Genomic DNA, 12,559 nt, shown 5'->3' with positions numbered 1-12,559 from the left:
TAAGAGGTGCTTTTATATGTCATATGAACTGCCATTTGAACGGCCATTAATAGAATTAAAAAGACAGATTAATGAACTTAAATCATTTGCTGTTGAAAAAAAATATGATTTAAGGGAAGCAGTTCAAAGATTAGAAGATCGCTATAACAAGGTTGAAGAAGAGATATACAAGAGTTTATCGGCCTATCAAAGGTTGCAAATTGCTAGACATCCAATGAGACCATCGACTTTAGATTACTTTAATAGAATATTTGAAAAATTCATTGAATTACATGGTGATAGATTATTTGGTGATGATGATGCTATTGTTGGCGGGTTGGCTAGATTTAATGGAAATACGGTCACTGTAATTGGTCATCAAAAAGGTAAAGATATGAAAGATAATTTAAAACGGAATTTTGGTATGCCCCACCCAGAAGGATACCGCAAGGCTTTAAGATTAATGAAACAAGCTGAGAAATTTAAAAGACCAATAATTACGTTTATTGATACTCCTGGTGCTTATCCCGGGATGGCTGCCGAAGAGCGGGGGCAATCTGGAGCAATAGCAATAAATCTTCTTGAAATGTCGAAGTTAAGGGTTCCAATTATAAATATTGTCATTGGTGAGGGAGGAAGCGGAGGTGCTTTAGCCTTAGGTGTTGGAGATCGATTGTTAATGCTGGAAAACGCATTATATGCTGTGGCATCTCCAAATGCTGCTGCGTCAATATTATTGAAGGATGCAGGGAGGGTGTCAGAAGTCACTGAAGCTTTAAAAATAACTTCTAACGATCTAATGGAGTACGGAATAATTGATGAAATTATTCCCGAACCAAGTGGTGGGGCACACAAGGATTTTGAAGTCCAAGCAGATACCATTAAAAAATATATTAATAAACATCTCAATTATGTAAATGAAATTCCAGTTGATGACTTGGTAAATGCCAGAATAGAAAAGTTACTCCATATCGGTAGATATTTAGAAGTAAGTGAGAGCTCGGTAGAGTTAATGATCTGATCTTCAAAAACATTACTAAGTAGGAGCAGATAAGTATGCACATCAAAAATCTTCATGCCTTTATTGCAACACTTCCTAATTTTTTAGAGGTGTTGGGGGAGGACGTTGCAGTTGCAGTTGCAGTTATCGACGTTCCTACAATGAATGTTTTAGCAAAGGCAGATGGAATTAAGCTGAAAACCAGTTTCGAGGTTGGAATGAAAGTTGATGTTAACGAAGGAATTGAAAAAGTAATAAGGTCAAAAAAATCTTTCGTTTCGCTCACTCCGCCTCACGCCTATGGCTTACCTGCCAAAGGGATGGTAACTCCTGTTCTCGATGAGCAATCTGAGGTTGCCGGGATTGTAATTCTGGTCAAAAACTTGGAGCTAGAGAACAACATACAAGAAGTTGCGTCAACCTTACTTTCTTCAATGTCTCAGTTGAATGAGGGGATTGGAGACATTGCTTCAAGTAGCCAGGATTTATCTGGTTTTATTAATAAGACATTGGTTTTCAGTGAACAGAGCAATAATAATATCCACGAAATTGATGGAATTATTCAATCCATTAAGAACGTTTCCTCGCAGACACAGCTTCTTTCATTGAATGCCCGGATTGAGGCGGCAAGAGCGGGTGAAGCGGGCAGCGGCTTTAATTTTGTCGCCCAAGAAATGAGTAAATTGTCTAACATGAGTCAGCATTCAGCCGAAAAAGTTGAAGCCTTGCTCAAAGAAATGAATCTTGCGATTAAGACGATCACCGAACAGATTGTCAAAACAAGCCTGTCCTCGGAGAGTCAGGCGGCAGCTACAGAGGAAATTGCGGCGATGTCAGCAGACGTAGTTTTTAATACAAATAAGCTTTCTGAAATGTGTAAATTAAGCTCCTTTGAAGACGTTGTAGGTAAAGAGTGAAAGCAGCAAGCTATCATGGAGAAACCCTGGACGCTAGGAGTGGGAAACCACCTATAGAATGAATGGCCGATTCCCCAGACAAAATATATAAATGGTAAAAGTCCGGTCTATCTCAACGGCGGAATTGAGCAGCGGATGTTGATCTCCTATCTTGAAATGTACCGCAAACCGGTGAAAGTGGCGCTGGATTAAGCAGGGTTGGCCAAGGGGCTGAAGCAGTTGTATCCCGGCGCAAACATCGCTGTCATCGACTATGATGCCGGCGTCAGCGTAGTGAATCAGGCCAACCGGATCAAGCTGATGATGTCGATTGCTAACGGGCTGGATAGAAATTGTACCAATAAGGCGATTAGGAAACGTAAGGAGTGATGTATAGGAACAGATGCTTTCAGATTCAAAGGCCGCTCATCTATGTATAGGCTTCGATATAGGTTTTCTAAAATTATAAGAAAGTATAAGTTTCACGATATACTTTATCCTTATAATTCTCGCATAAACGCTTACCGTCCTAAAAGGACGCCGAAGGCGTTTTAGCTTGTCTGAATTTTCCAGGAGGTTGCTATGGAACGTGGTGTTTATGAGATCAATCGTATGTCAGAGAGTTTTCCACTGAAAATTTTTTCACATCGAGTCGTGCAAAAGATGAATCCCAAGATCCCCAGACACTGGCATCGCAGTATAGAAATTCTTTATATTCTTGGTGGAGATATGACACTTTGGGTAAATGGAGAGACCAAAAATTTGAAACATGGAGACGTTGAGATTATTCATAGTGGTATACCACATGAATATCAGTTTGTTGGCAAGCGGGCAGGCTGTTCCATGCTGTTTGCGTATGATTTTCTGAAGGAGATCTATCCGGAAATTGATAACATTCGCTTTGTTCTCGATCGTACACATGACAGTTATCAGAAGCTAATCAAGGCACTAGATACCTCACTTCATATTTTTCACAATCGGGATGAATTTTATAATTTACTGCTCCATAGTGAAATGTATGAGATATTGCACACATTACTGCTGAACTTCAAGGTAGAGAAAGAAGCGGCGCCAGAGATCTATTCGGAAAAATACGCTGAGCGATATAAAAGAATAATCTCATATATTAATGAGCACTACCCTGAAAATTTGACTTTAGGGCGAATAGCGCAAGAGTTTGGCTTCAGTGATGAGCATTTCTCAAGAAGCTTCAAAAAATATATGAAAATAGGTTACAAAGAATATTTGACCCGTATTCGCTTGTATTATGCACGAAATCTGGTGGTGGAGTCCGACTTAACGATGACTGATATTGCAAATGAATGTGGCTTTGGAGATAATAAGTCCTTTATCCGCGATTTCAAAGAAATTTATGAGACGACACCGCTACAGTACCGATTTCGAAGTAAAGATAGCACTAGTGTTGTTGATTATACGAAAGCACATTTTACAACGAACTAGAACAAAAGAAGCCTTACTCCACTTCATTGTGGTAGTAAGGTTTCTTTTCTTTGATATAGAAACAGAATAGATAAAAATCAATTTTTGCCTAAAAAGTAGATAAGCAATGGAAAGAAAGCGCTGACAAAATCGGATAAGATATGAGTAAGCAGTAAACAGTAAGCGTTTAACAATAAGCAACAAGAGAGATGGAATATGCGTAATTCATTAAGGAGGAACTGTTATGGCAGGTAAATACGAATCCCTTGCAAAGACAATTATTGATAATGTAGGTGGAAAAAGTAATGTGGTATCTCTGGCACACTGTGTTACGAGACTACGGTTCAAATTGAAAGATGAGGGTAAAGCGAATACGGAAATATTGAAAAAAACGGATGGTGTTCTGGCAGTGATCCAGAGTGGTGGGCAATATCAAGTCGTTATTGGCAATCACGTTCCAGATGTATTTAAAGAAGTTATGGCGGGTCTTGGACTTAGCATTGCTCCATCGAATGATGTAGAACAAGAGGCAGAACCTGAGAAGAAGCAGAACCTGCTTAATCGGTTTATTGATATGATCTCTGGATTATTCACTCCAATTCTGAGTGTATTAATTGCTACAGGTATTCTCAAGGGTGTACTTGCGCTTCTGAGTGCAATTGGTGTATTAGAGAAAACCGGTGGGACATACCAGATGTTATATGCCATTGGCGATTCTGTAATGTACTTCCTGCCTATATTCCTAGGCCTTACAGCTGCGAAGAAATTTAAGGTTAGTGAATTTACTGGGATTGCTATCGGTGCAGCTATGATCTATCCAGCAATCATCACTGCTGCTGCTGGTGAAGGGGTTTCAAAGTTATTTGTCGGAACCTTATTTGAATCCAAAGTGATTTTTGACTTCTTGGGCATTCCAGTTATGCTGCTGAATTATTCATCCACAGTAGTACCTGTCATTGTTGCTGTATGGTTTGCTTCTAAGATCGAGAAATGGGCCAAGAAAATTTCTCCAAGCGTCATAAAAATGTTCTTCGTACCGCTAGTAACTTTGATTATTACGATTCCTTTAACGTTAATTGTCATTGGACCGATTACAACATGGGCTTCTAATTTGATTGGTCAAGGTTCACTTGCGCTCGGTGATTTCAGTCCAATTCTCTTTGGTCTATTGCTCGGAGGTTTCTGGCAAGTATTCGTAATGTTCGGATTACACTGGGGAATCATCCCAATTGCCATTAACAATATAATGACATTAGGGAATGACACCATTCTTCCTGCTATATTCAGTGCAACTTTTGCACAGACGGCGGTTGTACTCGCGATGTACTTCAAGACAAAAGATAAAAAATTAAAAGCAATAGCTATTCCAGCAATGTTCTCCGGTATCTTTGGTGTAACTGAGCCTGCGATCTATGGTATAACATTACCGCGTAAGAAGCCGTTTATTATTAGCTGTATTGCGGCAGCAGTTGGTGGAGCGGGTGCCATGACATTAGGACTTAAATTGTACGGTTTGAGTGGAATGGGAATCTTCGGTTTCGCTGGGTACATTGATACTGCAAGCAATTCCATAACACAGGTAATTGAGATGGCTGGTGTGTCTGTAGTTACGATTGTGATTGCGTTTGTGATTACGTATATCTTGTACAAAGATGATGTACCTGCTGTAGTAACAGAAGCTACTGTAACCGGATCGGTGAATAGTACTCCAGCAACAGTAACTTCAACGGATGCTACAGAAGTTGTAGAGGCTACATTACAATTACAAGAGGCGATTATTGGTAGTCCTCTGCAAGGTAAAGTCGTTAAGCTAGCGGATGTGGATGATGAAGCCTTCTCATCTGAGGCCATGGGTAAAGGTATTGCAATCCTGCCAACAGAAGGTAAGTTATATGCTCCAGCAGATGCGTTGGTTGAGACGGTGTATTGGTCAGGCCATGCGATTATATTAACGCTTGACAGTGGTGCGCAATTGATGGTTCATATCGGTAAGGACACTGTGAAAATGAAAGGTGACGGATTCTCTACTAAGGTTAAAGCTGGGGATCGTGTGACGAAGGGTCAGCTATTAATTGAGTTTGATATAGACAAAATTAAAAAAGCAGGCTATTCCATTGTTACGCCGCTCATTATTGTGAACACGTTTGATTATAAGGAAGTTAATGGTTTAAATGATACGACAGTCAACTATACTGATGACCTTATTCAGGTAATCCCGAACTAATAAAAAGAAACTATATAGGAGGAGAACAACAATGATGAAGTTACCGGAGGATTTTCTATGGGGCGGCGCGACTGCAGCGAATCAAACAGAAGGGGCTTATCAAGCTGGAGGGAAGGGGTTATCCTTAGTTGATTTACTGCCTTCGAAAGGTGATCGAATGAAATGTATGGTGGATGGGGCATTTGCGTTAGCCAATGAAGGGAAATACGAATTTTATCCGAGTCATGAGTCTATAGATTTCTTTCATCATTACAAAGAAGATATTCAGTTGATGGCAGAGATGGGCTTTAAAGTGTTCCGTCTATCGATCTCCTGGCCGCGCTTATTCCCGAATGGGGACGAGCTTGAACCGAATGAAGCAGGACTACAGTTCTATGATAATGTGATCAATGAGCTGCATAAATATGGCATTGAGCCGTTGGTTACTATCAACCATTTTGATACACCGGTAGGTCTTGTGAAAAAATATGGAGGTTGGCGCCATCGTGACCTTATTGATTGTTATGTTAGATACTGCAATGCACTGTTCACCCATTTCAAGGGTAGAGTGAAATATTGGATTACATTTAATGAGATTAACATGCTGCTTCATCTACCGTTTCTTGGTGCAGGTCTTGTGTTCAAGGATGGTGAGAACAAGGAACAGGTAAAATACCAGGCCGCACATTATCAGTTGGTTGCTTCGGCAGCGGCTACAAAATTGGCTCATGAGATCGATCCAACGAATCAAATTGGCTGTATGCTGGCAGCAGGAAATGTATATCCATTTACATGTGCACCGGAAGATGTGTGGGCATCTATTGGGAAGGATCGTGAGCAATTTTTCTTTACAGATGTACAAGTACGTGGCGCATACCCAACCTATACGAAACGTTTCTTCGTGGAGCATGATATTCACCTGGAAATTGCAGAAGGTGATCTAGACATCTTGAAGCATACTGTGGACTATGTTTCCTTTTCTTATTATTCAAGTCGCTGTATCAGCGGCAAACCTGAAACGCAGGCTGAAACCGAGGGGAATGTATTCAAGACATTGAAAAATCCAAACTTGCCAGCGAGTGAGTGGGGATGGCAGATTGATCCACTAGGACTCCGGATTACGATGAATACATTATATGATCGCTATCAAAAACCATTATTTATTGTTGAAAATGGACTTGGTGCATCGGATGAGGTAGCTGAAGATGGTACGATCCAGGATGACTATCGAATTGACTATTTGGAAAAGCATGTGCTAGCCATGCAGGAAGCTGTTCAAGATGGAGTAGAGCTTTGGGGTTATACGCCATGGGGATGTATCGATCTAGTAAGTGCATCATCGGGAGAGATGAAGAAGCGTTATGGTTTCATTTATGTGGATCGGGAGAATGATGGAAGCGGTACGCTCGAGCGCAAGAAGAAAAAATCATTTTATTGGTACAAGACTGTCATCAGTAATAATGGAATCTACGAATGAAATAAAATAATCTAATTCGTTCAGAAGCATGTAGGAAAGATTCGTTCGCGGTTATTGGATATGCATAATATTCAAAAAATGTATAAATAATAAATGCATATTAGATGGGTACTGGCAAGCAGATCTTTAATTTCTCAATTAAAATGAAACAGTCCTCCTTATTTTTCAAGGTTTTTTTAAAGAGAATTCTCATTTAAAATGAAAAATCACAACAACTAACTATTCATTGAACCGGTAATCCTTTCTGTTAAGGGTTACCGGTTTTTTATAATAAGTTAATAGGGACATGATCATCATCTCATTAGTTTGTCTAGTGCCTTTCTTGCATATTGTACGAAATTCTTCATCGAGGATGGTTATGTCATTGCAGACTATGGATCTTCGGGCGCTACCGCATGCTGTCGATGTTGAGAGATTCTGTACAAGCTACTAGATTTCGGCTACGATTCTTATATAACAGACTGACTGAATGGATGGTAGAAATATGTATTATAAAGGGTCAGAAGCATCACCAATCACCATCGGACTGCTAGCACATGTTGATGCCGGCAAAACAACCTTCGCAGAGCAGCTCCTATACCATGCTTCTGGAATTAAGACTCGGGGGAGAGTCGATCATCAGGATGCCTTTTTGGATAGTCATGAGATGGAGCGGGCACGGGGGATAACGATTTTTGCTGACCAGGCGGTGATGAAATATAACGAACAATCGTATCAGCTCATTGACACACCTGGGCATGTTGATTTCTCAGCTGAGATGGAGCGTGCTTTACAGGTCATGGATTATGCGGTAGTCATCTTAAGTGCTGTTGAGGGCATTGAAGGGCATACCGAGACGGTCTGGCAATTGCTACAGGAATATGGCATACCGACTTTTATATTTATTAACAAAATAGATCGTACCGGTGCTGACGTCCAGCGTGTGCTTGAAGCGTTAAGGCAGCAATTTTCGCCAGATATGTTGTATTTGGCAAAAGACCTAGATGAGAGTATGTTGCCTGAAGAGGTCATCACCGCCGTTGCTGAGCGAGATGAAGCCTTAATGGAGGCATATCTCGAAGACAACATTGATCCTGGGCAGGTAGTGGCTACGCTGAAACAACTAGTTAAAGAGCGAGGGATTTTTCCCGTTATGAGTGGAGCAGCACTATTGGATCAGGGGATTGCGGAATGGATGCAGACGATGCAACTACTAATGGAATCGACTTATGAAGTAGACGTACCATTCGCTGCACGGGTATATAAGGTACGTCATGAGCCGCAAGGAACAAGGCTGACTTTTATGAAGATTCTAGCTGGAAAAATGCAGATGCGGGAGGATCTTAGCTATAACACTTCAGAACATGAGGAGTTAAGCCAGAAAATCACTTCGATTCGTGTCTACCATGGCGTGAGATATACTTCATGCGATGAGGCTTCCGCGGGACAGCTTGTTGCCGTTACAGGCCTAACCGATGCAGCCATTGGACTGGGCATAGGTGATAATACAGATCGAGTAGAATCCCGTCTTGTCTCGGCGCTACAATCCAAAGTCGTGTTCGGTGCGGAAAAGTCAGCTAGAGAAGTGCTGCGCTACTTCATGATCCTGCAAGCTGAAGATCCTACCCTGCATGTGACATGGGAGGACAAGCTGGAGGAGATTCATGTTCATGTGATGGGATTGATTCAGCTAGAGGTACTTCAGCAGGTGGTGTTAGATCGTTTTCAGCTCAAGGTATCGTTTTCGAAGCCAGAGATACTATACAAAGAAACAATTGCAGAGACTGTGATTGGTTGTGGTCATTTTGAGCCGCTGAAGCATTATGCAGAGGTGCATCTCAAGATGGAGCCTGCGAAGCGTGGTGAGGGAATTACATATCGCAGTACATGCCATGTGGAGCAGCTCAGCACAGGGTACCAGCATCTCGTCGGTCAGCATTTACTTGAAAAGGACCATCGTGGAGTTCTAACCGGTTCTCCCGTCACCGATCTGCATGTAACGCTTATAACTGGGGCAGCACATCAGAAGCACACTCATGGTGGTGACTTTCGAGAGGCGACACTGCGGGCACTGCGACAGGGCTTGGAGCAAGCGAACATAGTTCTACTAGAACCTTATTATCAATTCAAAATCAAAGTCGATGCAGAGCTTATCGGACGTGTAATGTCGGATATACAGCAGGCTCATGGTGAATTTGACCCGCCAGAAATGTTAGGCGAATCGATGGTTATTCAAGGACGTGCGCCTGTTGCGACGTGGATGCATTATGCAGTAGAGCTTGCTTCATTCACAAAGGGCAAGGGGGCGATCTCGATGAAGTTAGGCGGTTATCAGCCATGTCATAACACAGCTCAGGTCATCGCACAGATTGGATACGACCGCAGCGCTGATCCGGAGTACACCTCAAGCTCTATGTTCTGTGCGAAGGGGGCGGGATATAGCGTTCCTTGGGACGAAGCGCCTTCGTATATGCATTTGGAGATTCGGGAATAAACGTTAGGGCAGAGGGGGCTATTCAGCACCCTCTGTCTTTTTTGTCTGAACAAATTAAGAAAAAGGTACTTGAATAAACGGGAATATATGGTAAATTTAAAAAGGAGCAAATGAGCATACGCTGTCCATTGAGAGCAGGGAGAACATCATGTAAGCTTAGCGAATGTTTAGGGATTTTTAAATCAAAAGAACGAGGGGATTATATGAGTGATTTTCATCAATCAAATTCTTTTTTTAACGAAATACCGTTATTTTTCAAAATATTCGGTGGATTATTAATTACGATAGTGTTTGGTACTTTTGCTTACGTAATAATTAAGGGGGTATCAACTTGGGGTGCAAACAATGCAGCAGAAGTTACGAGAAAGAGATGTAAGGTTACTGATAAAAGAACCGAAGTCTGGGGAGGATCTGGCGATTCAAGCGCCAATACAAATTACTACATAACCTTCGAGTTCGAAGATCAAACCCGAATAGAATTACATATAAAAGCTAATGAATTTGGACTAATCTCAATCGGTGATCAAGGAGAATTAACTTATCAAGGCACTAGGTTCAAAGAATTTAATAGAATGGTAGCAAACCAAATGTAAAATATGCTGAAATAACACTAAACTCTGAAAGGAGAAAGTGGATGCAGGATACAATGACAAAAAGATCTCTTCAGTTATTTTTATGTATTTTACTTTTAATGATCGCTTTAAATTTAATGCAAATATACGTTAGTAGAGTGCTGGAAAGACCTCCTTGGCTAGTTGTGTTGCAAATATTTCCATTCCCGATATTGGTTTTTATTGCAATTGTAATCTCTCTGGATCTGGCTAAGCAAGACAATGTAACTCTTCGAGGGCGAGTGAAATCTAAAGTTCGGAATATAATTGTAATTATCGTTGATAACGGTATGGATAGAAAATTCACATTTAAGAATGATCGGATGAAAGATATAAATGTAGATGACTATATAGAATTGCAATATTTTAAGAGAACAAAAGCAGTAATAAGTGTGAAGAATATACATTAGAAGTATAGGAAGCTTGGGGGCTAATTTATTGAGGTGTGGCACATCCTCTGGAAGCTCAGCTGCTTGTTGGAGGTCATGAACTAAGAAAGTTACATCGAAGTAATGTGGGTTTGAAATTATGTGAAATATTAACATTAGAACACTTGTACGTAGAAGAAAATACATATAAAATATAGGTAACAATTGAATCTTGGGTGGGCATGGTTTCCCTTCGAAGGGAGGTGAAGCCATGGAAGTAAAAGATGCAATAACGATTATGTTCCTATTTGGAATGTTTATCCTTGCTCTTTTAACATACATCAGCAATAACAACAAGAAAAAATAAAATCCCACCCCAAGGATTTGAACGCCGAAGGTGGGATTTTATTCCGTTAACTTAGAAGGGAATAAACCATCCAAGCCAATTGTACTGACCAAGTGTTCTCAGCACTTGGTCTTTATTAAACTTATAATAACACATGCACAAAGATGTATCAAAGCAGAAAATGTTAATTACACTTAGAGACCCTAAGAATTATCCTTCGCCCCAATATTTCTTTGTCCCCATTCAACAACGGATTCAATTAAAGGCACTAATTCTCTCCCAGATGAAGTCAGAGAATACTCAACTCGCGGTGGCACTTCGTTATATTGCTCCCGATGAATAATTCCATATTCTATGAGATCCCTCAATGAGTTGGTTAATGTACTTCCTGTTATACCGTGCAATCTTCTTTTTAACTCGTTATAACGTATGTTGTCGTTCTCACTAAGAATGGCTAGGATCGGGAGGTTCCACTTACCGCTGATTACATTGAACGCAAAGGATGCAGGACATAATTGGTCAAGTCTAAATTCGTATTTCATATATAACTCCCATCCAATAGTATTGTTAAAGATACTTAGTATTAAAAATAAACGTACTTGTTTGAATTTGTATTGGTATTATAATACTCCCATACAAAGAACTTCTACAAGAGGCCCCTTTGATTCTCCAACGAAAGGTGATTTATATATGAATAATTCTAATATGATGTGTGATCTGAAAACCGGTGTCTGTGGGCCTGGGGATGAAGAGCAAATGGAAATGATCGACTTTAATCAACTGTCCCCAAAAATTACGCTGTACTACGCAACAGATCCGATCTGTTCCCACTGTTGGGCGCTTGAGCCGGTACTCAATCGTTTCATACTGCAGTATGGTCAATATTTTAACGTGAAGACGATTATGGGTGGTTTGCTTTCTAGCTGGAATGGTTTTGCTGATGCCGCTAATGGCATTCAAAAGCCTTCAGATGTTGCGGAGCATTGGAGAGAAGTCGGTTTACATTCACGTATGCCTATCGATGGTTCTTTGTGGACAAATAATCCGATTCTTTCTTCTTACCCGCCATCTAGAGTATACAAGGTTATTCAAAGTAAATATCCAGGTAAAGAAAATGAGTTCTTACGTCGGGCAAGGGAAGCGGTATTCGCCTTCAATCAGAATATTGGGGAGGATCAAGTTTTAGTTGAAATCGTTAATCAAATTGGTTTAAATGGCGAAGAAATTGTAGCGGATGCTGCTCTTGAATCGGCACAAGATTTGTTAGAACAGGATTTTGAGTTAGCAGGTAGATTGGGTGTCCGTGGTTTTCCAAGCATTATCATGGTGAATGAAGACAATAAAGGCGTAAAAATTGTGGGAGTACGATCATTAGATGCCTATGTCGAAGGACTAGAGCAGGTTCACAATGGAGTTGTAAAAGCTCAAAATGTTCCACCTCTCACGAAGCTTTTCAAGGAAGGAGACATTTTATTCTCCAAGGAAATGGAAGTGTTATATGATATTGAAGCTAGTAAGGTAGAGCCTTTTATAGCCACGGAATTAATAGAGGGGTCCTATCTTATTAAGGATGTTTTGGGTGAAGCTTACGTTGTATCGTTATCATAGTCCACACACTAATAAGCGACGATTAAGGCACAATAAGGAGTGTTATTTGTGACGGTTATTTTGGTTATGTATTTGGTATTTGCTCTCATTCACAACAAGAACAAGCAGGATCCAATACATGTGAGAATTGCTATTATAGTAGGTGTGGTATATCTATT

The 12,559-nt window shown here is 40.5% G+C and carries 12 protein-coding genes; 11 read left to right on the top strand and 1 reads right to left on the bottom strand.

Translation table 11 applies throughout. The features are described 5' to 3' along the window. The first annotated feature begins 16 nt into the window (after positions 1 to 16). The 10 genes from NSS67_RS22775 (at position 17) to NSS67_RS22730 (ending at position 10,814) form a co-directional block, all read left to right on the top strand. Positions 17 to 1,000, top strand: coding sequence for an acetyl-CoA carboxylase carboxyltransferase subunit alpha (locus tag NSS67_RS22775; RefSeq protein WP_339315911.1), 984 nt, complete (start codon positions 17 to 19; stop codon positions 998 to 1,000). Positions 1,001 to 1,035: 35 nt separating this feature from the next. Further along, the gene (locus NSS67_RS22770; RefSeq protein WP_339315910.1) at positions 1,036 to 1,896 is read left to right on the top strand and encodes a methyl-accepting chemotaxis protein; all 861 of its coding nucleotides are present in this window, start codon (positions 1,036 to 1,038) and stop codon (positions 1,894 to 1,896) included. Positions 1,897 to 2,115: 219 nt separating this feature from the next. After that, positions 2,116 to 2,265, top strand: coding sequence for a hypothetical protein (locus NSS67_RS22765; protein WP_339315908.1), 150 nt, complete (start codon positions 2,116 to 2,118; stop codon positions 2,263 to 2,265). A gap of 192 nt (positions 2,266 to 2,457) precedes the next feature. Then, entirely contained in the window at positions 2,458 to 3,336 is an 879-nt protein-coding gene (locus NSS67_RS22760) for an AraC family transcriptional regulator (RefSeq protein WP_339315906.1), read from the top strand. Between the two features lie 223 nt (positions 3,337 to 3,559). Further along, a complete protein-coding gene (locus tag NSS67_RS22755) occupies positions 3,560 to 5,539 on the top strand; it encodes a beta-glucoside-specific PTS transporter subunit IIABC (protein WP_339315904.1) in 1,980 nt (659 codons plus the stop codon). Between the two features lie 34 nt (positions 5,540 to 5,573). Next, positions 5,574 to 6,995, top strand: coding sequence for a 6-phospho-beta-glucosidase (locus NSS67_RS22750; protein ID WP_339320672.1), 1,422 nt, complete (start codon positions 5,574 to 5,576; stop codon positions 6,993 to 6,995). 484 nt (positions 6,996 to 7,479) lie between these two features. Continuing rightward, positions 7,480 to 9,468, top strand: coding sequence for a translation factor GTPase family protein (locus NSS67_RS22745; protein ID WP_339315902.1), 1,989 nt, complete (start codon positions 7,480 to 7,482; stop codon positions 9,466 to 9,468). A gap of 128 nt (positions 9,469 to 9,596) precedes the next feature. Then, the gene (locus NSS67_RS22740) at positions 9,597 to 10,061 is read left to right on the top strand and encodes a DUF2500 domain-containing protein (RefSeq protein WP_339315901.1); all 465 of its coding nucleotides are present in this window, start codon (positions 9,597 to 9,599) and stop codon (positions 10,059 to 10,061) included. A gap of 41 nt (positions 10,062 to 10,102) precedes the next feature. Next, on the top strand, positions 10,103 to 10,489 hold the full coding sequence (locus NSS67_RS22735; protein WP_339315899.1) for a hypothetical protein: 387 nt from the start codon (positions 10,103 to 10,105) through the stop codon (positions 10,487 to 10,489). 229 nt (positions 10,490 to 10,718) lie between these two features. Next, complete coding sequence (locus tag NSS67_RS22730; RefSeq protein WP_246054056.1) at positions 10,719 to 10,814, top strand: putative holin-like toxin; 96 nt, start codon at positions 10,719 to 10,721, stop codon at positions 10,812 to 10,814. A 182-nt stretch (positions 10,815 to 10,996) separates the two neighbouring features. Here NSS67_RS22730 and NSS67_RS22725 read toward each other — a convergent pair whose 3' ends face one another. Beyond that, positions 10,997 to 11,335 (bottom strand): helix-turn-helix domain-containing protein, encoded by a 339-nt coding sequence (locus NSS67_RS22725; RefSeq protein ID WP_339315895.1) that lies wholly within the window; start codon positions 11,333 to 11,335, stop codon positions 10,997 to 10,999. Positions 11,336 to 11,483: 148 nt separating this feature from the next. On the opposite strand from NSS67_RS22725, the gene NSS67_RS22720 reads away from it, so the two are divergent. Continuing rightward, positions 11,484 to 12,401: a DsbA family protein gene (locus NSS67_RS22720; RefSeq protein ID WP_339315893.1), complete on the top strand. Its 918-nt coding sequence runs from the start codon at positions 11,484 to 11,486 to the stop codon at positions 12,399 to 12,401. The last annotated feature ends 158 nt before the right edge of the window (positions 12,402 to 12,559 follow it).

This window comes from Paenibacillus sp. FSL R10-2734 (genome assembly GCF_037963865.1).
GTDB lineage: Bacteria > Bacillota > Bacilli > Paenibacillales > Paenibacillaceae > Paenibacillus_AQ.
The sequence above is the reverse complement of the archived record's forward strand: the minus strand, read 5'-3'. Positions and strand labels throughout refer to the sequence as shown.